This window comes from Bacillus sp. V26, assembly GCF_034296245.1.
Classification (GTDB): Bacteria; Bacillota; Bacilli; order Bacillales; family Bacillaceae; genus Bacillus; species Bacillus halotolerans.
Genome location: NZ_JAXKQF010000002.1, coordinates 159173 through 183178 on the forward strand (window position 1 = coordinate 159173; position 24006 = coordinate 183178).

Here is a 24006-nt window from a genome sequence, read left to right on the forward strand (position 1 = left end):
CATGAGTAAATAATCATTATGTTGAAATTTCATGTTTTTTCAGGTTAAATCCTCCCGCGACCAGAAAAAACCCTGTCGAATAAATCAGTTCCATTGACCTGCATGTTTTTCTATGAGATCAATGGATATTATCGTGATATTTTTTCCATTTATGCTGAAAAAAGTATTCTGATCAATATGGTTTACAGAAAATTCTATTAAATATAAAATGTAATTCTTAACAGCATATAGAGAGAAGGGAACGAGATGAACATTCGTCAAGCTTTACCAGCAGATGCGGCGGCTATAGCACCGCTGTTTAATCAGTATCGGGAATTTTATAAGCAGGCGTCGGATCTGGAAGGAGCGGAGGCTTTTTTGAAAGCACGCCTGGAAAATGAAGAGTCTGTTATTTTTATCGCAGAAGAAAATGGGGGATTCATAGGTTTTACACAGCTTTATCCAGCCTTTTCTTCCGTGGCTATGAAAAGAATCTACATATTAAATGATGTATTCGTCGCTTCTTCTGTACGAAAAAAGGGAGTTGGCCGGCGGCTGCTTTCCGCTGCAAAGGATTATGCCGCGGAAAACGGAGCGAAATGTTTAAAGCTGCAGACGGAACATCACAACCGGACGGCAAGAAGTTTATATGAGCAAAACGGCTATGAAGAGGAAACCGCATTTGTGCATTACAGCCTTAATGTGCCGGAGAAGTGAAAATAGAAGCCTCATGATTTGGTTTTTTGGCCGATGTTCGGTTACGATAAAGATGAAAAGGAGTGTGCCGAATGTCAACGTTATTTCAAGCATTGCTGGCAGAAAAAAATGCAGATGATGTTTCAGTCAATATCAAAACCATATCAACAGAGGATTTGCCGAAAGACGGCGTGCTGATTAAAACAGCATATTCAGGCATCAACTACAAAGACGGCTTGGCCGGAAAAGCGGGCGGCAATATTGTCAGAGAATATCCGCTTATTTTAGGCATTGATGCTGCAGGTACGGTTGTCTCTTCAAATGATCCGCGTTTTGCCGAAGGGGATGAAGTCATTGCGACAAGCTATGAGCTTGGTGTCTCACGTCATGGCGGATTAAGCGAATATGTTTCAGTGCCTGGCGACTGGCTGGTGCCTTTGCCAAAGAACCTTTCGCTGCAGGAAGCGATGGCGTACGGAACGGCGGGGTTTACAGCGGCGTTATCTGTGCATCGTCTTGAACAGAACGGACTCTCTCCTGAAAAAGGGAGCGTGCTTGTCACCGGAGCAACCGGCGGTGTCGGCGGAATTGCAATAACGATGCTCAGCAAACGCGGCTACAACGTGGTCGCAAGCACAGGAAACCGGGAGGCGGCTGACTATTTGAAGCAGCTCGGCGCTGATGAAGTAATCAGCAGGGAAGATGTCTATGACGGTAAACGTAAGGCGCTGTCCAAGCAGCAATGGCAAGGAGCTGTCGATCCTGTCGGCGGGAAGCAGCTTGCCTCGCTATTAAGCAAAATCCAATACGGCGGATCTGTCGCGGTGAGCGGTCTAACGGGCGGGGGAGAGGTTCCTGCAACGGTGTATCCGTTTATTCTTCGCGGAGTCAGCCTGCTGGGGATAGACTCAGTCTATTGTCCAATGGATCTTAGAGCGGCGGTTTGGGAGCGCATGGCATCCGATCTTAAGCCTGAACAGCTTCTGACAATCATAGACAAGGAAGTCTCATTAACAGAAGCACCTGATGCGCTAAAAGACATTTTGCAAAATCACATTCAAGGAAGAGTCCTTGTAAAACTGTAAAATTGAAGTTCAGCTTGCAGAAAACACGATGCTTTTTCTGCAAGCTTTTTTGTTTGATTCTAGAATATGCAAGTGCATCTCATAGCAACAGAGAAACGTTCCTTCGATGTGAAACTTTCTATACTGATTTTCAATAATAATAGTGATAATGATTATCATTCCGTGTTATACTATCTTTTGGACATCTTAATTGAGAAACTACATACAGGAGAGACTGGAATGTTATGAAAAAAACACTGATTATTCTTACAGTTTTACTTCTTTCTGTTTTGACTGCGGCTTGTTCTTCTTCAGCCGGCCATCAAAACAGTGAAGAAAATAAAGCAGCGGTAACACATGATTTAGGGAAAACGAACGTGCCTGTGCATCCGAAGCGGGTCGTTGTGCTTGAGCTTGGCTTTATCGACACTTTGCTTGATCTCGGCATTACGCCTGTTGGAGTGGCGGATGACAATAAAGCGAAGCAGCTGATCAACAAGGGTGTACTGAAAAAAGTTGACGGCTACACCTCTGTCGGCACACGGTCACAGCCAAGCATGGAAAAAATCGCTTCGCTAAAACCGGATTTGATTATTGCAGACACGACCCGTCATAAGAAGATATATGATCAGCTGAAAAACATCGCGCCGACGATCGCGCTTAATAATTTAAATGCTGATTATCAGGATACAATTGACGCTTCTCTTACCATTGCCAAAGCAGTCGGCAAAGAGAAGGAAATGGAGAAAAAGCTGACAGCGCATGAGGAAAAAGTAAATGAAACAAAGAGAAAGATCAGTGCGAACAGTCAATCTGTGCTTTTGATTGGAAATACAAATGATACGATTATGGCCAGAGATGAAAATTTCTTCACATCGAGACTTTTAACACAAGTCGGCTATCAATATGCAATCAGCACGTCCGATAACAAAAAAACCGGTAATGGCGGCGACTCTGTGAACATGAAAATGACACTTGAGCAGCTGCTGAAAACAGACCCGGATGTAATCATACTGATGACAGGAAAAACAGACGACATTGACGCGGACGGCAAACGCCCGATCGAAAAAAATGTTCTGTGGAAGAAGCTGAAGGCAGTGAAAAACGGACATGTGTACCATGTTGACCGTCAGGTATGGTCTCTGCGCCGCAGTGTGGACGGAGCGAATGCAATTTTAGATGAGCTTCAAAATGATATGACAGCAGAAAATAAATAAAAAAAGACAGGCAAACGCCTGTCTTTTCTTATTGAATAAAACCGGATAAGTGGCTATTGATGTTATAATCTTTAATTTTCCATTTTTCTTCTGCAAATTCAATGTTACTGAGGCAGGCATTGACAAGGCGCGTATTTTGAAGCTCGGCATCACCGCCGGAAATCTCTGTCAGCAGTGCGTGAATCGCTGCGCCGTGCGCGACAATCAGTACCTTTTGATTTGGATATGCGCGGTTTACTTTCACCAATCCGCCCATCAGCCTGTCCGTGAGCTCTTTTAGCGTTTCCATGTTTGGATAGTTCTTGTCCGGATAGCGCTTTGTCCGTTCTTCAAGCGGCATGCCCTCCGCGTCCCCGTAATCACGCTCCTTAAAGTCATCCATCTCGACGATAGGAAGATTGAGGTATTCATTAATAATGTCCGCGGTTCTTCTGGCTCTTTTCAGCGGGCTGGTGACAATGATATCCCAAGAGAAATCTTTTAAATATTCTCCGGTTTCCTTTGCTTGTCGTTCGCCTGTCTCGTTCAGCGGGATATCTGTTTTCCCTTGGCATTTTTGCTGCAGGTTCCAATCGGTTTCTCCGTGTCTTACTAAGCAAACGGCTGTCATAAAATCCCCTTCCTGACTTTGATCTTATCGCTATTATACTAAATCAGAGGCATGCATCCTATGAAAAAGCCTATGCCAACACCTCAAATAATAAAGCCAAGCCGATTCCGCCGCCGCTTCCGATGGCGGCGACAGCATATTGACAGCCTGTCCGTCTCTGCGCTTCATAAAACAATCTGGTGACCAGTGCCGCCCCGGAAGCGCCGTAAGGATGGCCGAGAGCTAATGCGCCGCCCCGCACATTGATCTTCGTATAGGGAATGCCAAGTTCTTGTGAGCAGACACATATTTTAACGGCAAAGGCTTCGTTGATTTCGTATAAGCCGATATCATCAGTCGTCAACGCGTTTGCAGCTAAAAGCTTTTTGATCGCTTCAACCGGCGCGGCGGACGGATAGTTGGGATGAATGCCGCTAACGGCGCTTCCGATAAAGCGCAGCACAGGTTTATAGCCGAGGGATGCAGCTTTTTTCTCTTCCATGACAAGGAGTGCAGCCGCTCCATCTGAAATGCCGCTGCTATTGGCGGCTGTAACCGTTCCGGAGCTGGTGTCAAACACCGGCTTTGCACGAGAAATGATCGCTTCCATCGGCCGTCTTTTCAAGAAAGCTTCGTCTGTTTCCAACTCCCCGAGAGGAACAATCTCTTCACGGTACAATCCTTCGGTATGAGCACTCCAGCTGCGGTGATAGCTGAGAAGCGCGTATTCGTCCTGCATGCTTCTTGGGATGGCATAGCGTGCTGCTGTATATTCGGCCGCCATGCCCATATCGGGGTCACCAACAGTGTCCGGCGAAAAGCGGGCTCTTTCTGAAAAAGGCGATCGGCTGCTGCTTTCTGCGCCGCCTGCGATATAAATGTTTCCGGCACCCGCTTTGATAAGATTGCATGCGGACCGCACTGCTTCAAGCCCGGAGCCGCATTGTCTGTCAATCGTCATGCCGGGAACAGATAAAGGAAGTCCAGCTTGAAGTGCTGACAGCCGGGCGAGGTTGCCGCCTCTGCCAGTGGCGTTTCCCAAAATCACCTCGTCAATTGGATCCTCTAACTTTCGGCCGAGACAGCTGATGAGAGGAGCGGCCAAATCCTCCGGCAAAAACTGCTTCAGCAGACCGTTTTCTTTTCCGAAAATCGTTCGTTTTGCATCTGTAATAACCGCGTTCAATCCACCATACCCCGCAGCCATTTTTTTACGCTGGAACGCGCAATTTTGCCGCTGCTTGTTTCCGGCATACTGTCTGTAAATACCCATTTTTTCGGGATTTTGTAGGATGCCAGTTTCTGCTTGCACCAGGCTTTCAGCTTTTTGGCGTCTGTATTCCCGCAAATGACGGCCGCGGGGATTTCTCCCCAATACTTGTCTGGGATGCCCGCCACAGCTGCTTTTTCAACCTCTGGGCAGGAGAGAAGCACGCGCTCAACTTCTTCAGGGAAAATATTTAATCCGCCATATACGATCATCCCGTTTTCCCGTCCTGCTATGTACAGAAATCCCTCTTCATCAACATAGCCCATGTCATCTACTGTCATCCATTCCGGTTGATCTGGTGTGCGGCTGTTTACATAGCCTGAGAACTTCATCGGGCTTTTGACGAATATTTTCCCGATTTCCCCTGGCTGACAGAGGTCCCCGGCGGCGCTGCGGATCTCTATGCGGACATTATGAAAAGGGCGGCCCGCTGAATGAGGTTTTCGTTTGCTGTCTTCTGGTGAGAGATACGCAACAAAGCTAAGCTCAGATGTGCCGTAAAAATCGTACAGCTTCAAATGAGGCCATTTGGATGCAAGCTTCTCCTTAGATGCTGCCGGCCAGTCCGCTCCCGAAGAAATGATTTTAACGGAGCTGTCAGGGAAAGCGTGAATGTTGGCGAGGGCATCTGTCATTGTCGGTACGGTATAGAGTACGCTGATGGATTTCTGTGTTAGCCACTCCTTCGTTTGAGCGGGAATGAATTTTTTAAGCAAACAAACGGTTCCCCCGAGATACAGAGTGCTGACAGCACCGTATAAAAAGTGAGAGGACAGTAATGTTCCTGGAATCAGAACTTTGTCATTTGAAGAGACCAAAAAATCAGTTTTTGTACAATGAAAGCTTTCAACCCAAGAGCGATGAGAGCGCGTAAATGCTTTCGGCTTGCCTGTTGAGCCTGACGTAAAACCCATATAAAAGGGAAGCTCCGGATCAATGGCTGGGGCCGGGGCAGCGGATGTCTCAGCGATATGCGCCATACAGTCTTCCAGCCAAACTACGGGTGTCAGACAATCTGTCAGTTTGTTTTTAAAAAGAGATGAAGCCACCACAAAATCAGCACCGCTTAATGCCAGCCGCTCACCGCATTCAGCCGCACTCCAGCGTGTATCAATGGGAACCGCCGTACATCCGGCCGCGGCAGCTCCGGCAAACAGCTGTAAAAAGGCAAGGCTGTTTGGGAGCAGGATGGCTACACGTTTTGGAACGTTTGGCTGCGCCCGCAGCCAATTGGAAGTTTGGGTGACGAGCCGGTTCCAATCCCGATATGTAATATGTTCAGATTCAGTCTGGATCGCAATCCGGCTTGGATTTTTATTGGCAAAGGATAGATATGTATGTGTAATGGTCACAGAATGTCAGCCTCCTTTTGTATACATCGTATCAGAAAGAGACAAGGCTTGGGTGATCTTAATGGCAAGCAGTGCAGATGCTGCCGCTTTTAATAAATCGCCGGGCACAAATGAAAGACTTATAAAACCGGCCTGTAACAGATCAATATGCATGATAAAAGCCTGTACAGGAATGCCAAGCAGGTAAATAAAGATGATGCCGAACACAATATGAATGAAAAAGAGACGAAACACTGTCACCTTACGCAGTCTGTGAACGGCTAGGCTGATCAGCCACGAGGCGAACGGATAAGCAATCAGAAAACCCGCACTCGGTCCGAAAAAAACGCCAAACCCGCCGCGGCCGCCGGGCAATAGCGGCGCTCCAAAGGCGACGAGCAGCAAAAAGACAAGCTGGCTTAAAAAAGCGGCTTTGGGTCTGAGAATGCTGCCGGCCAGCATGACACCGAGCGTCTGCAGTGTAATGGGAACAGGTGTAAAGGATAAGAAAAGAGGGGGGATAAAACCAAGCACTGCCATCAGTGCAGTAAAGATTGCAATGTGCATCATGTCTAGTAATTTCATATGAAATCCTCCAACTAACGAATAAAATATGGTTATACAATAAATGCAGACAGCTTTTATGTCAACTTAATTTTAATGAAGGTTTACAAATAGAAGCGCAAAAAAACCGGCCCTGCGGTCGGCCGGTTTTGATGATTATTCTTCTGTAAGAATGACAAGCGAATCAACAGAAGCAGCCACGTGAGAAACGGCGCGGCTGACCTCCTGCAGCCCTCCGAGAAAGGCCTGCAGATCGACGTCAATTTTTCCTGATTGTTCTTTGCTGACTTTCATGCTGTGAACGATTTCATCGAATAAACGGTTAATTTGTGTCATTTTTTCTTTGCTTTCGCTGACAAGCCCGTTCACGTCTTTGATATGCTTCGACACGATGTTGATTTGTGTATTGGTGTTGTTCACAAGCTCGGACACTGTAGAAACGGTTTTTTTCGTATCTTCAGACAGCTTTCGCACCTCATTTGCCACAACGGCAAAGCCTTTGCCGTGTTCGCCTGCACGGGCTGATTCAATAGATGCGTTTAGCGACAGAAGATTCGTTTGTTCGGCGATGCCTGTGACGATGCCGAAGATTTTTTCAATTTGCTGTGCGATTTCATCCAGCTTGACCATTTCTTTTTCAATTTGGACGAGGCTTGTATCGATCTGGTTCATCTGTTTTTGCTGAATTTCAAGCTCTTTTTTCCCGCCGATCGACTTTTCTTCAACGGTGCTGGATGTCACTGTGCCGGCTTTGGATGCTTCGGAAATGCCTTCAGATTTGTCAACAAGCTCTTGAACGGATCGGCTCGTTTCTGAGAACAGATTTGCGATCGACCCGGAGGTTTCTTGGATTCTCTGATGCAGAAGATTTTTTCTTTCTTCTTGTTCATCGCGGGTTTGGTTGTACTCATTCTGAAACGCTTCAAGGACAAGCTGCTGTTCTAAGTTCAAGATTTTAGTTGTTGCTTTTATTGCTTTCAGTAGTTCCTGGTGATCTGTAATTGATTTTTCATAAATGTCAATCATTGATAGAAGCAATTCCTGAAACGCCCCCATGTACCATTTTGGCAGAAGGCCGATTCGTAAATGGATAGAAGCAATTTTATTTCGTTTTTCAATAAATTCATCATCAATGACACCGGCAAACATTTCTTGAATATGCCGTTTTAACGTTTGTTTTAAGCGGTCAACTGAGCTGTGGTCGTTAATGATATCCATTAATGAGCTTTCATGATCGAGATTTTTATAGAAAGCGTCAACAATGTAAACAATGTTTTCTTGGATTAAGGGCTGTAGCTCCTGCAGCACGTGCAGCTCTGGATCTCCCAGTCTGACCATTTTGAGCTGTTTTTTCACATCTGAGAACTTGTTTGTGAGCTGAATGCGGTTTTTTTGCTGGTCGTTTGAATCTGAAAAATAAGCCGTTTCTTTTTTTCTATCTTTTTTAAATAACAATACAGTGATCCCCCTTGGGAAAATATAATTTTATCTTTTGGCTTTTTAAGCCTTTTTCTTTTTTATCGGTCAAGGGAAGCACGAATGAAGACGACAGATAGAAATTATTCATAAAAAAACCGTTCAGTTATATGAACGGTTTAATCAAGGTCAATTTGTTTTAGTGGTTTGATGGCCGGTCCTTCGACTACCTCGCCAGTTGGTTTAAAGCGTGATCCGTGGCACGGACAATCCCATGTGTGCTCTCCATCGTTCCATTCCACTTCACAGCCTAAATGGGTGCAGGTTGTATCAACAAGATGCAGGCAGCCCGTTTCATCTCTGAATGCCCCCGCGCGTCTGCCGTTAATGGTGACGGCTTTTCCTTCACCTGGCGCGATCTCTTCAAACTCGACGTCCGGTTTTTCAAGCTTCCCTTTAATGAAATGCTTAGCCACATCTGCATTGTAAGAAATCACCTTTTGCAAGCCGGGATTCAGATGGAAACGAGACGGTGTAAAAATGCTCTCATATGGATTGTCTTTTTTCTCCACAAGGTCTGACAAAAGCTGAGCTGCGACAGCTGATGATGTCATACCCCATTTTTTGAAGCCGGTCGCAACGAGAATATTGTCTTCGTTTTCAGACATAGGCCCGATGAATGGGATTTTATCGATTGTCACGAGATCCTGTGTGGACCAGTAATAGGGAATGCTTTCGATTCCAATTGTGCTTTCTGCCAATTGTCTCAGCGTTTCGTAATGGGTCGACATGTCTTTGCCTTGGCCTGTTTTATGGCTTACTCCGCTGAAGAGAATCAGCTTTTCTCCGTTTACAATGGTGTAGCGAAGCGCAACTGACGGCTGGTCTATACTTAAATACATGCCCTCAGGATAGTCGATCTTTGGCTTGACGGCGAGGACATAGGATCTGTCAGAATACATTCTTGTTGCATATAATCCGCCCCCGTCATAAAAAGGGAAATGGGAGCAGCATATGATAAATCGGCTTTTAATGGCGTGCCGGCTTTTTGTAACAACTTCAGGCATTTCTCCTTTTTTAATATCAAGCGCAACAGTCTCTTCATAAATCCGTCCGCCCTTTTGCACGATCTGATTAAGGAGCCCGGTTAAAAAGTGAAGCGGGTGAAATTGGGCCTGATTCTTCATCACGAGCGCCAGCTTAGAGCCGACGGGAAGCGGAAGATCTTTTATGAGATCCCTTTCAATCCCGAGTTTTGTGTATGCCTCATGCTCAGTGCGGATTTTTTGTACAGCATCTTCACTTGTTGTGTAAAGGTAAGCGTCTTGTTCGGTCCATTCGCAATCGATCTGAAGTTCATCAACAATTCCTTTTATATAATCAATTGCATTCTGGTTCGCTTCATAATAAAGCCTTGCGTGGTTCAGTCCGAAATTGCGGATAAATTCATCATAAATCATGTCGTGCTGCGCTGTAATTTTTGCCGTTGTGTGGGCCGTTGTGCCATTGAGAACCTGATTCGCTTCAATCAGAACGACACGGAAGCCTCTTTTGGACAGCTCATAGGCCGTCGTGATTCCTGTAATGCCTCCTCCAATTATGGTGACATCACATTCCGTATCTTCTTGCAGCGCCGGAAAAGAAGGCAAGTCCGCCGATGTTCTCCAATATGTTTCGGGAGCTTCTTTTGAAAAAGGTTGATTAGCCAAACCATTGTACCTCCAATATCATTTATTCTTAATTTTTCCATTTTCTATCTTTTCATACATAGGAAGCAGGCTTTGTTCATACCATAATAGGGTTGAAAAGGAGTGATTGCATTGGCGAATGAGAAAAAGAAAACATTGCCGCCGCAGCATCAGGACCAGCAGCCGGGATTCGAATATCTGATGGATCCCCGTCCGGTATTTGATAAGCCGAAGAAGGCAAAAAAACTAGCGGGCAAAACGGCCATTATTACAGGCGGAGACAGCGGGATCGGACGCGCTGTATCGGTGTTATTCGCAAAAGAAGGGGCGAATGTGGTCATTGTGTATTTTAATGAACATCAGGACGCCGAAGAAACAAAGGAGTATGTAGAGAAAGAAGGGGTGAAGTGCCTGCTGATTGCAGGAGATGTCGGCGATGAAGCTTTTTGTAATGAAGTGGTAAGACAGGCCAGTCAGGCTTTTCCAACCATAGATATTTTGGTTAATAATGCCGCTGAGCAGCATGTGCAGCCGAGCATTGAAAAAATCACTAGCCACCAGCTGATCAGAACCTTCCAGACGAACATTTTCTCTATGTTTTATTTAACGAAGGCTGTGCTGCCTCATTTGAAAAAAGGAAGCAGTATTATCAATACAGCATCGATCACCGCGTACAAAGGCAATAAAACACTGATCGATTACTCAGCGACAAAAGGAGCCATTGTCACTTTTACAAGATCCCTTTCCCAATCGCTTGTTCAGCAAGGCATTCGAGTCAATGCGGTTGCGCCGGGGCCAATCTGGACACCGCTCATTCCGGCCAGCTTTGCTGCAAAAGATGTGGAAGTGTTTGGTTCGGATGTGCCGATGGAACGGCCGGGCCAGCCGGTGGAAGTGGCGCCGAGCTATTTATATCTTGCCAGCGATGATTCTACTTACGTCACCGGCCAGACCATTCATGTCAACGGGGGAACGATTGTAAATGGGTAATTAAAAAAGCCAATCCTTAAGGATTGGCTTATTCGCTCTGTTTGAGCGCTGCATATTCTTTAGAGAGCGTAAGAAACGCATCTTTATCTTTTTCGTCCAAGGCTTTGTTGATTTGGTCAGTCAGCATGGTCAACCGACGCTTAAACAAGGATTCATCGAGCACCATTTGAATGTAAATATCCATCATTGTTACATCAAATTCTTTTGTTTTTTGCGTGTTGCGGGACTTCATGAGCTCAGTGTACGACTTTTTCTCTTTCATAAAGAATCCCCCCAATGCCTTTTTTATAGTATATGGATAACGGTCGAAAAAATCAATAAATTTTTATAATCTTTAGACAACTAATACTTGGCAATCTATCGACATATCCTGCGAAATGCTGTGATCTGAAATCATGCAGTAAAATAAAATCGGGTTATTACTAGTAAAATAGAACTAAAAAATATAAATAAAAGATGATTTTAGTTCATTTGTTAAAAAATCCTGTCGTTTTATAAACACAGATGATAGATTATTAGTATAAATTTTGCAGAAAAAGGATGGAGGCCATAACATGAGTCAGAAAACTGACGCACCATTAGAATCGTATGAAGTAAACAGCGCAACAATTGCCATTTTGCCAGAAGAAATCGACGGCAAAATCTGTTCAAAAATCATTGAAAAAGACTGTATGTTTTACGTCAGTATGAAGCCGCTGCAAATTGTCGACCGAAGCTGCCGATTTTTCGGATCAAGCTACGCGGGAAGAAAAGCGGGAACTTATGAAGTGACAAAAATTTCTCACAAACCGCCAATCATGGTGGACCCTTCGAACCAAATCTTTTTATTCCCTACACTTTCTTCGACTAGACCCCAATGCGGCTGGATTTCCCATGTGCATGTAAAAGAATTCAAACCGACTGAATTCGACGATACGGAAGTGACGTTTTCAAACGGAAAAACGATGGAACTGCCGGTCTCCTGCAATTCGTTCGAGAATCAGGTATACCGGACAGCCTGGCTCAGAACCAAATTTCAGGACAGAATCGAACACCGTGTCCCGAAACGGCAGGAATTTATGCTGTATCCGAAGGAAGAGCGGACGAAGATGATTTATGATTTTATTTTGCGTGAGCTCGGGGAGCGGTATTAGAAAATAGAAAGGAGCTGACCAAACAGGGCAGCTCCTTCTAAAACGCTAGGCCGTCGGAATTCCGCCGGTGATGCCGTATATTTGAGATGTCACATAGCTTGAATTCTCTGAAGCTAAGAATACATAAGCATCTGCCAGTTCCGCCGGCTGTCCCGCGCGGTTTAATGATGACGGCGGCGTCCCTTTGCCGAATTTCGGAATGTTTTCAGTTGGCTGTCCGCCGGAAATTTGCAGCGGAGTCCAGATTGGTCCTGGCGCAACAGAGTTCACTCTGATGCCTTTGGGCGCCAGCTGTTTTCCGAGCGCAACGGTAAAGCCGATAATGGCGTTTTTCGTCGCCGCGTAATCTAACAGCATCGGGCTTGGATTGTAGCCTTCAACTGAAGTTGTGGTAATAATAGACGCGCCCTCCGGCAAATACGGAAGCGCCGCTTTAACAATCCAATATAGCGAGAAGACGTTCACTTCAAACGTTTTATAGATTTGTTCAGTAGGAAGGTCTTCGATGTTTTGCACTGCTTGCTGTTTACCGGCAACGAGCGCTAACACATCCAGCCCGCCGAGTTCGTTATGCGCTTGTTTGACTAAATCGTGACAAAACGATTCGTCACTCAGATCACCTGGAATCAGGACTGCCTTGCGTCCTTCTGCTTCAATCAGTTCTTTTACTTCTTCTGCATCAGGCTGTTCCGCGGGCAAATAGTTGATTGCCACATCGGCGCCTTCCCGCGCATAAGCGATGGCGGCAGCGCGGCCAATACCGGAATCACCGCCGGTGACAAGAGCTTTTCGGCCATTTAGTTTGCCAGCTCCTTTATAGCTTTTTTCTCCGCAGTCCGGAACCAGCTTCATTTTTTTCTGCAAGCCGGGCGGTTCTTGGTATTGTTCAGGAAATTCATCGTGAAAAAATGCTGTTAAAGGATTGTTTCGTTTTGTATCAGACATCATCAACGCTCCTTTTTGTGTGGTGTACATTCGTATGTGTACCCTTGAACAAAGTGAGAAAAACATGTTTTGGCAGTTTGCATCTCTCCAAGACAAAGAAAGCAAAAAAACTGCCGCTCCTTCCATATTTATCTTGTAAAATATGACGAATTGAATTATGATAAAATCGCTATAAAACAACTAAATATTGGGTATGGGGGAGTATATTGTCATGAAAAAAGCCGCGGCGCTTTTGCTGTCACTCGGTCTCGTTTTCGGTTTTTCATACGGAGCTGACCATGTGGCGGAAGCCAAAACGAAGGTAAAGACGTATAAGAACTGCAAGGAATTAAACAAAGTGTACAAAGGCGGGGTAGCCCGTACGTCCAAGGTGAAAAATAAAGGCGGAAAAACGAAGTACAAGCCTTACGTATCTAAGGCGCTTTATGACGCCAATAAAAAGAGCGACCGTGATAAAGATTTTATCGCCTGCGAACGCTAAAGAAAAAAGCAATCTGTTGTCCAGATTGCTTTTTTCTTGTTTAAGCGGCTTGATCAGCAGCTGCGCTTTTCGTTTTTCTTGTCACGAGACTGACCGCCATCATGACCGTAACATTCAGCAGCAAAGCGACAATGCCGACGTTTAGGTCTTTCGCCGCTTGCGGCAGCGCCGGAAATAAAGTGCTGATTGTTGTTTCCGTAACCGTAATATAAGAAACCGCTCCGACTCCCGTTATAATGCCGGCAAAGGCTCCTTGTTTGGTCACGATCTTATGCTTGAACAGGCTGAACAGCAGGGCCGGAAATAGCTGTGTGACGAGGCTGTATCCCATAAGGAGAAGCGTAACGATTGTGTTCCCGCCTTTGAATGTAAAGTACACAGCAATCAGCGCAATCACAGGCACTAAACATTTAGCTAATAATGACACCTGCTGTTCCGTCGTGCGGGGAGCAAACACTTGATAAACATTTTTGGCAAACAAAGTGGAGGCCGACATTAAAATCATGGAACCCGGCACAAGCGCTGTCAGCAGTCCGGCTGCACCGATGATTCCGACAAACCAAGGATCAAAGGTTTGAAGAGACAGTCTCAAAAGTGATAAATCCGCGTCTGCGCCTTTCAGACCAGGAACTTGCAGGATAGCCGCAAAGCCGACGAAAAGGACGAATAGAAGGACCAGCTGGTATAAAGGCATAATAATGGCGTTTTTTCGAAAGACTTTTGGGTTTTCTGCTGAATAGGAAGCGGAAAACGTATGGGGCCACATATAAAAGCCCAGCGCCGTCAGCAGCACGGTTGAACTGAACCATGCAGCACTTTGCCCTGTTTCGGGCAGGGTAATAAAACCGGGATTTGCGTTTTCAATCTGCTGAAACATGTCTTGAAATCCGCCGTAGTAATGAATCGGCAGATATATGCCTAAGAATAAAACGACGGCCAAAATCATGATGTCTTTGACAACGGATATCCAGGCGGACCCGTGGATGCCGGATACCATAACGTAAACTGTGATTGAAATGACGCCGATCCAAATGGCAGCAGTAGGAGAAATTTTTCCGTAAGACGTTTCCGATACAATCAATCCAAGCCCTTTCAGCTGCAGCACAAGATAAGGAATAAGCGCGGCAATGCCGACAAGTGAGACGAGCACACCAAGCAGCGGGCTGTTGTACTTTTTGATGAAAAAATCGGACTGCGACATTAGCTTATGCTGTTTCGCATAGGACCATACCGCCGGCAGGAGCCAATAAGAAAGAATATAGGCCAGACAGCCGTAGGCGATGATGTAAAAGGCCGGCCCGCCTTTTCCGTAAGCCCAGCCGCTTCCGCCGAGAAATGTAAACGTCGTATAAATCTCTCCTGCCATCAATAGGAAAACAAAGACAGTACCGAAGCCGCGGCCTCCAACCGTCCACTGCTCAAGGTCCATGTCTTTTCCTTTTTGGGCGCGTACGCCGAGAAACATGCTGAATAGCAGGACACCGAAAATGATGATGAGAGCTGCGTTCATTCTGCTTCCTCCCTTTTATTTTCTTTGTCGAGGACATATACGATCGCCATCAGGACAGAGGTCAGCAAAGCCCACATGACGACATAGGCGAGAATGAATGGCATGCCAAACAGATAGGGTGTCACTTTGTTTGCAAAAGGGATGCCAAGCAAAAGTCCGATGAAGGGCAAAGCGGCAAGAATGTGAATCAGTTTCATAAAATCCTCCTTTGATTAAAAGTTGGGCGGTGCGTGTCATGTGCAGGCTGCAAATCATGTCGCTAATTTGGCGGCACATGTCATTTTTTGGGGAGTGAAAGGCTGTGGTACGAATTATAAATAAATTTATTTTGTTTGTATAGTGCGAATTGTCAGAAATTTATTTTTGAGGAGCTAGAAGGGGGAGGGGCGCAAGGAGGGAAATACAGAATGATTCGAAAGACTCATGGCGAGTCCGGCGCAAATAAATAGAATGTTAACAAACTGCTTACTTGCTCCCGGATTCGCGGGTTAAAATAGCGGTGTTTTTCTTCGTAGCCATCGATGACAAATAAATAAAGCGTAAAGGCTTCATCGCGCTCAGCCTCGTGGATGGCGATTTTTCTTTTCCTCAGCTCTTTTCTGACCTCAATCAGATCCTTTTGTGCTATTTTTAATGATTCGTTGATAAGTTGTATATAAGGGTGTTTCAATTTTAATGAGCTTTTCTCAATTCCGCCGAGATCGCGGTTTAAAATGGTAATGACCATAGGCAAAAAGAGAGCCCGCTCTATCAATTCATATCCTTCCGGCTGCAAATGCGCCATGGTAACTCCTTCTTTCTCAAGGGAACGTTTGTTCTTGTTATATTCTATATCGGCTGGTGAAATGTTTCAAGACAGAAAAAATCACCAAAACTTTTTAGTTTTTCGCCGAGAATGTGTAGAATAAGGATAGACAAACCCGGTGAGGAGTATAAACGTTGGAGCAATTTTTATCCTATTTGACAGAGGATCGTTTAACTGAATTATTTCAAAGCTATAGGGCTTTCGGTCCGATTATTGCTGTGCTGCTGCCTTTAGTTGAAGCATTTCTTCCGTTTTTGCCGCTTATCGTTTTTGTGGTGGCGAATACAAATTCGTTTGGATTGTGGGAAGGCTTCATCCTGTCATGGGCCGGATCAACAGCGGGGTCCATTCTCGTGTTTTTCATTGTCCGTCATTATGGACAAAGAAGGGCTCTTGGATTCATCCGCAGGCATCCGTCTGTCAGAAAGCTTATGTTATGGGTGGAAAGACACGGTTTTGGCCCGATGTTTCTTCTGCTTTGTTTTCCATTTACACCGTCTGCCGCGGTGAATGTGGTCGCCGGTTTGTCCAGAATCGGAACGCGGCCGTTTGTGTTGGCGGCAGCCTCGGGAAAGCTCGTCATGATTTTTATGATCAGCTTCATCGGATATGATCTTCACGCGCTGATCACGCAGCCGATTCGCACGGTTATTGCCGTTCTGGTGATTGCTGTCTTATGGTATGTCGGCAAAAGGGTGGAACGGTATCTGCATGTGAGAGCCAGCCAGCGTGAGCATGATGGAGGGAGACAGTAACATGAAAAAACGGTTTTGGTTTCTTGCCGGTGTCGTGTCCGTAGTTCTCGCCATTCAAGTCAAAAATGCCGTCTTTATTGATTACAAAGTAGAAGGCATCAGCATGAACCCAACTTTTCAGGAAGGGAACGAACTGTTGGTCAATAAATTTTCACATCGATTCAAAACCATCCATCGCTTTGATATTGTTTTGTTTAAAGGCCCTGATCAAAAAGTGCTGATAAAGCGAGTCATTGGATTGCCCGGTGAATCGATCAAATATAAGGACGATCAGCTGTATGTGAACGGAAAACAGGTGGCTGAACCATTTTTGAAACCATTGAAATCTGTATCTGCCGGAAGCCATGTAACGGGAGATTTTTCACTGAAAGAAACGACAGGGAAAAAGACGTTATCGAAGGGGCAATATTTTGTAATTGGAGATAATCGCATATATAGCTTTGACAGCCGGCATTTCGGTCCGATCAGGGAAAAAGACATTGTCGGAGTCATTTCGGATTAGGAACTGTACACTGAGAAAAAGGCGCCATTTGAAAGGCGTCTTTTTTGTGCTGATTGGAAAAATATGTTGCGAGATCATTTGTCACCCGATATAATTATTTTTGTTACGCGTGTAACAAAATAAAATATGTATTAACACTTATTTCTTTTTTCTTAGGCTTTTTGTGTAGTTGCAGATAAAACAAAAGGAGTGAGCTCATGATGGATTACGAAACAGTTATTATCGGAGGCGGACCGGTTGGATTGATGCTGGCTTCTGAGCTGGCATTGGCAGGGGTAAAAACATGCGTGCTTGAGCGGCTTGAACAGCCAGTGCCGTATTCAAAGGCGTTGACGCTGCACCCCCGCACGCTTGAGCTTTTTGAAATGAGAGGGCTGCTTGAGCGTTTTGCGTCTCGTGGGAAAAAGATATCTTCAGGCCATTTTTCAATGCTCGATACCCGTCTTGATTTTTCCAGTCTGGATACGAGTTGTCCTTATACGCTTTTGCTTCCGCAGGCCAAGACTGAACAGCTGCTTGAGGAACGTGCGCGGAGCCTGGGAGCAGAGGTGTTACGAGGGGCAGAGGTGCTAGCGGTAACGCAAAACGAAGAGGCGGTGCAAACCATTTTCAAGGATCGGGACGGCATTGTGCGGACGCTGAGCAGCCTGTTTGCCGTTGGCGCTGACGGAGCAGGGAGCGTCGTTCGGAAACAGGCGGGAATTGCGTTTCCTGGAACAGACAGCACTATTACTGCAACTCTTGGTGATGTGAAGCTGCTTTCTCCGCCGCCATCAGGAGTCTTGTCGCTTTGTACGAAAGAGGGGGGAGTCATGATTGTTCCGCTTTCTCCTGACCGGTACCGCGTTGTGTTGATCAGCCCTTATCGCACGCAGACGCCGAAAGATGCTCCTGTCACAGAAGAGGAGCTGAAAACAGATCTCACCCGGATTTGCGGAACTGATTTTGGCTTAAACGAGCCTACGTGGATGTCCCGATTCGGGAATGCCTTCCGTCAAGCGAAACAGTATCGGAGCGGCAGACTCTTTCTTGCTGGCGATGCAGCGCATATTCATTTTCCTGCTGGCGGCCAAGGGCTGAATGTCGGTCTTCAGGATGCCATGAACCTTGGGTGGAAGCTTGCGGCGGCTGTCGGCGGCTCTGCACCTTCATGGCTTTTGGACAGCTATCACGCAGAGCGGCATCCGGTGGCGGAAGATCTTCTTCGGAACACAGAGGCGCAGACGCAGCTGATGGATTTCACGAAGACCGGTCTCCATTTGCGAAGCATGGTGTCCGATATGCTTGCTTTTCCCGATGTGAATCGCTTTGTAGCGGGCCAAATTTCTGCAATCGATGTCGGGTATGAAGCTGACCAAAACATGCCGCCGCATCGGTTGAACGGCAAAAGACTTCCGGATGTGGAACTGCGGCTTCCTGATGGCAGTATGGAACGCCTCTATAACTGCCTGCATAATGGGTCATACGTTTTGCTGTCACTGAAACAAGGAGCAGATAATGACCATATCCCATTTAAAGGCTTACACACAGTGTGTGCTTCTCTTGCAGAACCGCGTGAAGAGTGGAGAGACGTGCATACTGTATTGGTTCGGCCTGATGGCCATGCCGCCTGGGCAGTCGATGCCGCCGAACCAGATGCGGCAGAAGTGATTCAAATAGGTATCAGGCGCTGGCTGCCGATTGCCAGCCGTGTGTAACACAAATCGATTGTTTCATCTGTAACAAAACGTTATGATATAAGAAACAATTGAATGAAAAAGGTTGGAAAATCCGATGAATAAAGACCATACGAAACGCAACATTTTTGAATTATATGCGGATCTCATTCATCAGCAGGAGAAATGGGAGGGGCTCATAAAAGTCTTTTTGGCTGATGAAATGAAGAAGCTGGATCAGGAGCACGGACAAAAATCTCAATTGACGATGACAGAAATTCATGTTCTTTCCTGTGTGGGGGAGCATGAGCCGATCAATGTCACTTCGATTGCTGACAAAATGAATACGACAAAAGCGACGGTGTCACGCATCAGCACAAAATTGCTTGGCGCCGGCTTCCTTCACAGAACACAGCTCAGCGATAATAAGAAGGAGGTCTACTTCCGTTTGACGCCGGCAGGGAAGAAGCTGCACAGCTTGCATCAATACTATCATCAAAAGGTTGAGCAGCGTTTTCTCTCCTTTTTTGACCGTTATACAGAGGAAGAGATTCTGTTTGCGGAAAGGCTGTTCCGGGATCTGGCGACGAAATGGTATCCGTCCTCAGAAGAAATGGAAGAGGGTCTCCATAGCGTTTTTGAATAAAAAACCATACAAAGGATGCGTGGCTCAGCGTGTCGGCAAACTCTGGTTCGTAGTCTGGTCTGCGCGTTGGTGGTGCTTACGAATTAGAACATTTTCTTTGCTTCCATACTCACTTTTTTCAGCAACAAGAGTTTTCAATAATGTTTTATTTATATTTAAAATAAAAAGAGGACATTAAGTCCTCTTCTTACTTACGATATGTCTATTAGTATCTTTCATTTACACGTTTTTTACTGTGTTTTTGAAGCTTTGCTTTCAAGTGAAATAGGGTCTTCTGTTTTAGTTCTCCTAATCTTTACAGAAATACCTACTAGAATGACCGCCATCGTTGTAAATATTCCCATGGTTAATAAGATCGTATCATGATTTAAACTCCATCCAATTAAGAAAGAGATGATCGCTCCACCGAAACTTGCCGAAGCAATAAATAAACTTGTAACTTCGTCAACGTACTTTTGAATAATGATTGATGCTAGTGTTAAAGCAATGGGAAATATGCCCGCTATACTTAGACCAATCAAAAATGTGCCACCCAATTGAAGTATTGGGTTACTAATATAAGAGAAGGCGATCAACAAAACAATTAAACAACTGCAACTAAATAGGAGGTACTTAGAAAAATCAAGCCTTCTGCTTACGAAACCAATCAGTATTCTTCCTATGATGATCCCTACCCAGAAAAAGGAGACACTGATAAGACTGATTTGTTCATTGTCTTGGTTTATCATAATTGAAGGTAAAAAGTTGGCGAAATTTGTTTCAATACCAGCATATAGGAAAGCAAAAAATACAAAAAAGCCTAATTGCTTTGATTTTTTTCTATCTCCTATAAAGTATTGAAATGCTCCTATATTTGGCAAGGCCACTTGCTGGTTAGCATTCTTAGCATACTTTCGGTTCTTGGATAAGAAAATTAACCACCCTGCTAATAGGACGAACAAAAAGGTGAATATGCAGTAATACGGTAAAAACCAGTTATTGATATTGATGAAGGAATTAATTAATAATGGGAAAGTTAAAGCGCCTATTCCAAAGAGGACTTCCAGCTTACTCATTTTTTCTGCATTACTTTCGAAATTAGCAATAACAAAGGAACCAACTGTCGTTTCTAATGTACCTGCTCCATATCCTAAGAGAAAAGCCATTACAACAATATAATACCAATCCTTAGTGAGAAAAAAGATACTTAACGCTACAAGCATTATTGTCAAAGCTAAAGTAAGTGTCCTAAAGTGACTGTATTTCTTAATCATTAACGGTGCGATTAATACTCCGCTTAGGAATCCGGTAAACTGAAAGAAAATGATGATCGAAATATCATCTGTTGTCTTGTTAAAAGACTCTAAAAGAAATGGTGTCAAACTTCCTGTTGATATATGGATAATACCCACTGTGAAAAAGAAAGCATATCCAAATAAATATGTCCCTCTTAACATTCATTACACCCCTATATGAAAAAGCAGGAAAATAAATTCCTGCTTTTTCAGTAACTTATCTCTTCGAAATACTAGTTGACTGCTAAAACAGACATTGTTTGAGAGTTGCTATCTTTCTCAAAGAACATTTCTAATACTTCCTGAGATCTAAAACCATCGTTAAAAGAAGGGATCTCAACCCAATCTTTCTGAGTTGATGAAATCCAATTGATTAACTCGCTTCTAAAAGAATCAGCCCAACCGTAAAATTCGTTTGGCGGATCGTTTAATAGACTTTGCGGCACTGGGCAGTCTGCCACGTTTAAGCCATCTATGAGCTTGTAAACGTGAGGATTGCCTGTGTGGTATTTAAACTCTTTTTTGTGTCCAACTACCTCAATGCTAAAACCGCAGTCTTCAGGTACAGAACATTTTGATGTGATGATATTTACAAATACCTTGTTCTTCAGTTGACCATAAATTTCTGCATAGTCATCTACAAGTACCTGTTTATCCTCTTTTGTTTTTACATTTGTGTTCATCTTTGCCCTTACTGATTCTGTGATGAAATCACTTTCAAACAAATACCATACCATGTCGATAAGGTGAATACCCAAATCCCCCAATGACCCGCTGGTCTTCTTACTATTAGCGTCATCTCTCCAAGTAAACTTCTTACGTCTAAGTGCACTGTTTTTCTTGAAGTGTACTTTTATGGACAGGATGTTACCTAGTTCATTATTGATAATTAAGCTTTTTAAGATATTTACGTAAGACAAATATCTATAATTAAATCCCATACTAGCTCTTACATCTAACCTTTCAGCAGTATCTTTCATAATGCTTGCTTCCTCAAGAGAAATAGCCATAGGCTTTTCACACAATACATGCTTTTGTTTTGCTAATGCTTGCAAAGCATGTTCTTTATGGCAAAAGTTTGGAGATGCTACAATTAAACCTTCTGAGACATCAATTAGTTTATCTACATTTTCATATGTCTTCCCACCGAAAGTTTTAACAAAGCTTTCCGCATTTTGTTGATTGATGTCATACACCCCTACTAACTCTGCATTTTTAATTGTAGATAAAGCAGTTGCGTGCGCTCTTGCAATACCACCTGCACCTATGATACCAATCTTCTTCATACTCTATTTCCTCCTCATGATCCAATTAATTTTTTTAAGGTATTCGTGATTCCTTTTGAGTACTCACTATCGGTTATCAGTTGGTGCAGATTTTTGGCTTCTTGTGTTGCATTTTTTAGTAGATATCCATTTCCTACGGCCTGTAACATACGAACATCATTTCCGCTATCTCCAAATGCGATAGCTTTTTCGGTATTTAGGTTGTATTTCTCTAACATAAACTTTACAATTTCATTCTTTCCTGTTCCCATGGGTATAAAATCTACATCATAGCTGTCTTCTGGATCACCAGCTAAGGGATTGCAACGATTTATATTAACTGAAACTCCGTATTCCTCGCAGACCTTTTCAATTGCTAATAAATTTTTCTTGTCGCTTATTTCATCTTGTTCCTGATAATAAAAATTATGCTTATACCGTGACTTTCCTAATTGAGTTTGGGGATTCAAAAGAATGTTATGATTTTCATGTAACTGTTTCACAAGTATCTCAATCTTTTCTTTACTAAACTCTTCATTTATACGACTGTTCCACTCATTATCTTGCTGTCCGAAATTATGCTCTGAAAAGTACGTAATTTCAGTTCCAAGATCACTAGCTATAAAATGCGGGAAATATCTAAATTTTCCTCGTCCCATTTTATCGAGAATAGATTCTATACTGCTCCCGGTAACCCATCCGATAAGTAGTTCCCCAGCTTTACTTTTTTGTTCTAGGTAGTCTTCGAGTTCATATATCTCTTGTTGTTTTTGTTCATCGATTGTATGCGGAAAATACGTTTCATCAAAATCACAAAAAACAATATACTTAGGATGGTCAACCTTGGATAACGTTTTAAACTCTGACTTCTTGCTTAATAACATGAAACAGACCCTCCACTACTCTGTCTTGTTCTTCTAAAGTAAATGACGGATATAATGGCAAATGCAGTACCTGACTATGAGCCTTTTCCGTATGAACCAATTGGAGTTTTGTATACTTGTCCTGTACTAAAGGAGTTTTTTGCATATGAGACAGTATTGGATAATATACATCTGTTTGAACACCAAAATCTTCATTTAATTTAGACATTATATCTGTCCTATCTTCTGTTCTTACCTTAATAGGAAACAGATGCCACACATGATCTTCACTTAATTCTGGTAATTCAATAAGACCTTTATTCTGTAATTCTGCTAATTGAGTAATATATCTATCTGCCAAAAATAGTCTTTTGAAGTTGTTTAATGAAAGATACTTAATCCTCTCTAAACCAATTGCTGCCTGTAAATTGTCCATTTTTGAGTTGAGTCCAAAATCGATAACTTTTTTATTTTTCACATTTACTTCAAAACCATGATAACTAAATTCAATGCATTTTTTAGCGAGTTCTTCATTATCAGTTGCTATTGCTCCAGCCTTACCACATACACCAAAATTCTTATATGGATTAAAACTTAATGTGGTTATGTCTGCATCCTTTCCTAAGTCTGTCAGTCCAATTCCTTGGCAAGCATCCTCAATTACTTTCAATTGATAACGATTGGCTATTTGACGGATATGCTTCATTTCTGAATGTTTTCCGTATAAGTGCACAGGTAGAATAAACTTTGTATAAGGAGTTATTGCTTCCTCAATTTTGTTAGGATCGATGCAGAATGTTTGCGGGTTAATATCTACATAGATAGGAACGCCTCCCAAAGCTAACACAGCATTTTCAGTAGCTGAAAAGCTATTAGCTGGCATGATCACTTCATCCCCGCGGTTTAACCCTAAAGCCAATAATCCTATCATAATAGCATCCGTTCCACTGCTGGTTGCAATTACATACCTTTTATGTAAATATGTTGATAAAACCTTTTCGAATTGATCTAAAAAGGAACCACTCGTAAATTTTCCAGTTGGCAAAACTTTAGTTAAAGTATTTAAGATATCATCCACTTCATCATTGGTTATTAATCTATCTACAGGCATAAAAGGGACTTTACTGATTTCACGATTCTTTTGGTAGTTGAAAAGGTCGTTTTCAATATCTGTGTTTTCTTTTAATACTTGTTTCCACCGCTCGTTTACAATACTGTCTTCAATAACAAGTTCTTTTCCTTGTAAGTCACCTTTTAAGTGTTTTAGTAGTAACATGTTTTCCTTACTTTTACCTGAAACTTTAACCTGTTTTTGCATGAACAGTACCTCCAATGATTTTTAATCTGGAAAATTTGTTACAAATTTAT

25 protein-coding genes and 1 pseudogene are annotated in these 24006 nt (G+C 43.6%); 10 read left to right on the top strand and 16 right to left on the bottom strand.

The window, feature by feature from the left end; genetic code table 11:
* Nucleotides 1-246: 246 nt before the first annotated feature.
* From UJ203_RS08070 to UJ203_RS08080, 3 genes are all read left to right on the top strand, one after another.
* On the top strand, nucleotides 247-696 hold the full coding sequence (locus UJ203_RS08070; RefSeq protein ID WP_322009774.1) for a GNAT family N-acetyltransferase: 450 nt from the start codon (nucleotides 247-249) through the stop codon (nucleotides 694-696).
* 71 nt (nucleotides 697-767) lie between these two features.
* On the top strand, nucleotides 768-1760 hold the full coding sequence (locus UJ203_RS08075; protein ID WP_103672343.1) for an NADPH:quinone oxidoreductase family protein: 993 nt from the start codon (nucleotides 768-770) through the stop codon (nucleotides 1758-1760).
* A gap of 224 nt (nucleotides 1761-1984) precedes the next feature.
* Nucleotides 1985-2956 (top strand): ABC transporter substrate-binding protein, encoded by a 972-nt coding sequence (locus UJ203_RS08080; protein WP_322009778.1) that lies wholly within the window; start codon nucleotides 1985-1987, stop codon nucleotides 2954-2956.
* A 28-nt stretch (nucleotides 2957-2984) separates the two neighbouring features.
* On the opposite strand, the gene UJ203_RS08085 is transcribed toward UJ203_RS08080, so the two are convergent.
* From UJ203_RS08085 to UJ203_RS08110, 7 genes and pseudogenes are all read right to left on the bottom strand, one after another.
* Nucleotides 2985-3566: a histidine phosphatase family protein gene (locus UJ203_RS08085; protein WP_322009780.1), complete on the bottom strand. Its 582-nt coding sequence runs from the start codon at nucleotides 3564-3566 to the stop codon at nucleotides 2985-2987.
* A 70-nt stretch (nucleotides 3567-3636) separates the two neighbouring features.
* Nucleotides 3637-4731, bottom strand: coding sequence for an acetyl-CoA C-acyltransferase (locus UJ203_RS08090; RefSeq protein ID WP_322009782.1), 1095 nt, complete (start codon nucleotides 4729-4731; stop codon nucleotides 3637-3639).
* Nucleotides 4728-6167: an acyl-CoA synthetase gene (locus UJ203_RS08095; RefSeq protein ID WP_322009784.1), complete on the bottom strand. Its 1440-nt coding sequence runs from the start codon at nucleotides 6165-6167 to the stop codon at nucleotides 4728-4730. The genes UJ203_RS08090 and UJ203_RS08095 overlap by 4 nt, the downstream gene beginning before the upstream one ends.
* A 6-nt stretch (nucleotides 6168-6173) precedes the next feature.
* Nucleotides 6174-6731, bottom strand: a complete 558-nt coding sequence (locus tag UJ203_RS08100) for a biotin transporter BioY (RefSeq protein WP_059293099.1) — start codon at nucleotides 6729-6731, stop codon at nucleotides 6174-6176.
* Between the two features lie 135 nt (nucleotides 6732-6866).
* Complete coding sequence (locus UJ203_RS20890; RefSeq protein WP_369810943.1) at nucleotides 6867-7382, bottom strand: methyl-accepting chemotaxis protein; 516 nt, start codon at nucleotides 7380-7382, stop codon at nucleotides 6867-6869.
* 288 nt (nucleotides 7383-7670) lie between these two features.
* Nucleotides 7671-8048: pseudogene (locus tag UJ203_RS20895) on the bottom strand (protoglobin domain-containing protein); the annotation flags it as partial.
* A 257-nt stretch (nucleotides 8049-8305) separates the two neighbouring features.
* Nucleotides 8306-9835: an FAD-dependent oxidoreductase gene (locus UJ203_RS08110; RefSeq protein WP_322009789.1), complete on the bottom strand. Its 1530-nt coding sequence runs from the start codon at nucleotides 9833-9835 to the stop codon at nucleotides 8306-8308.
* Nucleotides 9836-9946: 111 nt separating this feature from the next.
* Here UJ203_RS08110 and UJ203_RS08115 point away from each other — a divergent pair, with 111 nt between their 5' ends.
* Complete coding sequence (locus UJ203_RS08115) at nucleotides 9947-10804, top strand: SDR family oxidoreductase (RefSeq protein WP_059293097.1); 858 nt, start codon at nucleotides 9947-9949, stop codon at nucleotides 10802-10804.
* A gap of 28 nt (nucleotides 10805-10832) precedes the next feature.
* Here the strand turns inward: UJ203_RS08115 and UJ203_RS08120 are convergent, their stop codons facing one another.
* Entirely contained in the window at nucleotides 10833-11066 is a 234-nt protein-coding gene (locus UJ203_RS08120; RefSeq protein ID WP_010333637.1) for an IDEAL domain-containing protein, read from the bottom strand.
* A 292-nt stretch (nucleotides 11067-11358) separates the two neighbouring features.
* Between UJ203_RS08120 and comK the strand changes: the two genes are divergently transcribed.
* Complete coding sequence (comK, locus tag UJ203_RS08125; protein ID WP_227598301.1) at nucleotides 11359-11937, top strand: competence transcription factor ComK; 579 nt, start codon at nucleotides 11359-11361, stop codon at nucleotides 11935-11937.
* 45 nt (nucleotides 11938-11982) lie between these two features.
* Here the strand turns inward: comK and UJ203_RS08130 are convergent, their stop codons facing one another.
* Nucleotides 11983-12882 carry an SDR family oxidoreductase gene (locus tag UJ203_RS08130; protein WP_322009795.1) on the bottom strand — a complete coding sequence of 300 codons (900 nt, stop codon included), beginning with the start codon at nucleotides 12880-12882 and terminating at the stop codon, nucleotides 11983-11985.
* Nucleotides 12883-13093: 211 nt separating this feature from the next.
* On the opposite strand from UJ203_RS08130, the gene UJ203_RS08135 reads away from it, so the two are divergent.
* Nucleotides 13094-13363 (top strand): excalibur calcium-binding domain-containing protein, encoded by a 270-nt coding sequence (locus tag UJ203_RS08135; RefSeq protein ID WP_010333640.1) that lies wholly within the window; start codon nucleotides 13094-13096, stop codon nucleotides 13361-13363.
* 40 nt (nucleotides 13364-13403) lie between these two features.
* Here UJ203_RS08135 and UJ203_RS08140 read toward each other — a convergent pair whose 3' ends face one another.
* The 3 genes from UJ203_RS08140 to UJ203_RS08150 all read right to left on the bottom strand — a co-directional run bounded on the left by UJ203_RS08140 (nucleotide 13404) and on the right by UJ203_RS08150 (nucleotide 15657).
* Nucleotides 13404-14873, bottom strand: coding sequence for a sodium:solute symporter family protein (locus UJ203_RS08140; protein WP_105953790.1), 1470 nt, complete (start codon nucleotides 14871-14873; stop codon nucleotides 13404-13406).
* Nucleotides 14870-15070, bottom strand: a complete 201-nt coding sequence (locus UJ203_RS08145; protein ID WP_010333642.1) for a DUF3311 domain-containing protein — start codon at nucleotides 15068-15070, stop codon at nucleotides 14870-14872. The genes UJ203_RS08140 and UJ203_RS08145 overlap by 4 nt, the downstream gene beginning before the upstream one ends.
* A gap of 224 nt (nucleotides 15071-15294) precedes the next feature.
* On the bottom strand, nucleotides 15295-15657 hold the full coding sequence (locus tag UJ203_RS08150; RefSeq protein WP_105953788.1) for a hypothetical protein: 363 nt from the start codon (nucleotides 15655-15657) through the stop codon (nucleotides 15295-15297).
* A gap of 155 nt (nucleotides 15658-15812) precedes the next feature.
* Here UJ203_RS08150 and UJ203_RS08155 point away from each other — a divergent pair, with 155 nt between their 5' ends.
* The 4 genes from UJ203_RS08155 to UJ203_RS08170 all read left to right on the top strand — a co-directional run bounded on the left by UJ203_RS08155 (nucleotide 15813) and on the right by UJ203_RS08170 (nucleotide 19236).
* Nucleotides 15813-16433, top strand: a complete 621-nt coding sequence (locus UJ203_RS08155) for a TVP38/TMEM64 family protein (protein WP_322009803.1) — start codon at nucleotides 15813-15815, stop codon at nucleotides 16431-16433.
* A 1-nt stretch (nucleotide 16434) separates the two neighbouring features.
* Nucleotides 16435-16935, top strand: a complete 501-nt coding sequence (gene lepB, locus UJ203_RS08160; RefSeq protein WP_105953786.1) for a signal peptidase I — start codon at nucleotides 16435-16437, stop codon at nucleotides 16933-16935.
* A 197-nt stretch (nucleotides 16936-17132) separates the two neighbouring features.
* Nucleotides 17133-18632 carry a monooxygenase gene (locus tag UJ203_RS08165; RefSeq protein WP_322009807.1) on the top strand — a complete coding sequence of 500 codons (1500 nt, stop codon included), beginning with the start codon at nucleotides 17133-17135 and terminating at the stop codon, nucleotides 18630-18632.
* Between the two features lie 76 nt (nucleotides 18633-18708).
* Nucleotides 18709-19236, top strand: a complete 528-nt coding sequence (locus UJ203_RS08170) for a MarR family transcriptional regulator (protein ID WP_322009809.1) — start codon at nucleotides 18709-18711, stop codon at nucleotides 19234-19236.
* Between the two features lie 230 nt (nucleotides 19237-19466).
* Here the strand turns inward: UJ203_RS08170 and glcP are convergent, their stop codons facing one another.
* The 4 genes from glcP to UJ203_RS08190 all read right to left on the bottom strand — a co-directional run bounded on the left by glcP (nucleotide 19467) and on the right by UJ203_RS08190 (nucleotide 23956).
* Complete coding sequence (glcP, locus tag UJ203_RS08175; RefSeq protein WP_322009811.1) at nucleotides 19467-20672, bottom strand: glucose/mannose transporter GlcP; 1206 nt, start codon at nucleotides 20670-20672, stop codon at nucleotides 19467-19469.
* 71 nt (nucleotides 20673-20743) lie between these two features.
* Nucleotides 20744-21796, bottom strand: a complete 1053-nt coding sequence (gene ntdC / locus UJ203_RS08180; RefSeq protein ID WP_322009813.1) for a glucose-6-phosphate 3-dehydrogenase NdtC — start codon at nucleotides 21794-21796, stop codon at nucleotides 20744-20746.
* 14 nt (nucleotides 21797-21810) lie between these two features.
* Nucleotides 21811-22659, bottom strand: a complete 849-nt coding sequence (locus UJ203_RS08185) for an HAD-IIB family hydrolase (RefSeq protein ID WP_322009815.1) — start codon at nucleotides 22657-22659, stop codon at nucleotides 21811-21813.
* The gene (locus UJ203_RS08190) at nucleotides 22631-23956 is read right to left on the bottom strand and encodes a DegT/DnrJ/EryC1/StrS family aminotransferase (protein WP_322009817.1); all 1326 of its coding nucleotides are present in this window, start codon (nucleotides 23954-23956) and stop codon (nucleotides 22631-22633) included. The genes UJ203_RS08185 and UJ203_RS08190 overlap by 29 nt, the downstream gene beginning before the upstream one ends.
* Nucleotides 23957-24006: the final 50 nt, after the last annotated feature.

What these genes read in the sequence shown, in the direction of transcription:
- UJ203_RS08100 (WP_059293099.1), bottom strand. Translation starts at nt 6,731, where the DNA reads ATGAAATTACTAGACATGATGCACATTGCAATCTTTACTGCACTGATG.
- UJ203_RS08190 (WP_322009817.1), bottom strand. Translation starts at nt 23,956, where the DNA reads ATGCAAAAACAGGTTAAAGTTTCAGGTAAAAGTAAGGAAAACATGTTA.
- UJ203_RS08140 (WP_105953790.1), bottom strand. Translation starts at nt 14,873, where the DNA reads ATGAACGCAGCTCTCATCATCATTTTCGGTGTCCTGCTATTCAGCATG.
- UJ203_RS08085 (WP_322009780.1), bottom strand. Translation starts at nt 3,566, where the DNA reads ATGACAGCCGTTTGCTTAGTAAGACACGGAGAAACCGATTGGAACCTG.
- UJ203_RS08130 (WP_322009795.1), bottom strand. Translation starts at nt 12,882, where the DNA reads ATGTCTGATACAAAACGAAACAATCCTTTAACAGCATTTTTTCACGAT.
- UJ203_RS08135 (WP_010333640.1), top strand. Translation starts at nt 13,094, where the DNA reads ATGAAAAAAGCCGCGGCGCTTTTGCTGTCACTCGGTCTCGTTTTCGGT.
- UJ203_RS08070 (WP_322009774.1), top strand. Translation starts at nt 247, where the DNA reads ATGAACATTCGTCAAGCTTTACCAGCAGATGCGGCGGCTATAGCACCG.
- comK (WP_227598301.1), top strand. Translation starts at nt 11,359, where the DNA reads ATGAGTCAGAAAACTGACGCACCATTAGAATCGTATGAAGTAAACAGC.
- UJ203_RS20890 (WP_369810943.1), bottom strand. Translation starts at nt 7,382, where the DNA reads ATGAACCAGATCGATACAAGCCTCGTCCAAATTGAAAAAGAAATGGTC.
- lepB (WP_105953786.1), top strand. Translation starts at nt 16,435, where the DNA reads ATGAAAAAACGGTTTTGGTTTCTTGCCGGTGTCGTGTCCGTAGTTCTC.
- ntdC (WP_322009813.1), bottom strand. Translation starts at nt 21,796, where the DNA reads ATGAAGAAGATTGGTATCATAGGTGCAGGTGGTATTGCAAGAGCGCAC.
- UJ203_RS08120 (WP_010333637.1), bottom strand. Translation starts at nt 11,066, where the DNA reads ATGAAAGAGAAAAAGTCGTACACTGAGCTCATGAAGTCCCGCAACACG.
- UJ203_RS08170 (WP_322009809.1), top strand. Translation starts at nt 18,709, where the DNA reads ATGAATAAAGACCATACGAAACGCAACATTTTTGAATTATATGCGGAT.
- UJ203_RS08150 (WP_105953788.1), bottom strand. Translation starts at nt 15,657, where the DNA reads ATGGCGCATTTGCAGCCGGAAGGATATGAATTGATAGAGCGGGCTCTC.
- UJ203_RS08080 (WP_322009778.1), top strand. Translation starts at nt 1,985, where the DNA reads ATGAAAAAAACACTGATTATTCTTACAGTTTTACTTCTTTCTGTTTTG.
- UJ203_RS08165 (WP_322009807.1), top strand. Translation starts at nt 17,133, where the DNA reads ATGATGGATTACGAAACAGTTATTATCGGAGGCGGACCGGTTGGATTG.
- UJ203_RS08185 (WP_322009815.1), bottom strand. Translation starts at nt 22,659, where the DNA reads ATGTTATTAAGCAAGAAGTCAGAGTTTAAAACGTTATCCAAGGTTGAC.
- UJ203_RS08075 (WP_103672343.1), top strand. Translation starts at nt 768, where the DNA reads ATGTCAACGTTATTTCAAGCATTGCTGGCAGAAAAAAATGCAGATGAT.
- UJ203_RS08145 (WP_010333642.1), bottom strand. Translation starts at nt 15,070, where the DNA reads ATGAAACTGATTCACATTCTTGCCGCTTTGCCCTTCATCGGACTTTTG.
- glcP (WP_322009811.1), bottom strand. Translation starts at nt 20,672, where the DNA reads ATGTTAAGAGGGACATATTTATTTGGATATGCTTTCTTTTTCACAGTG.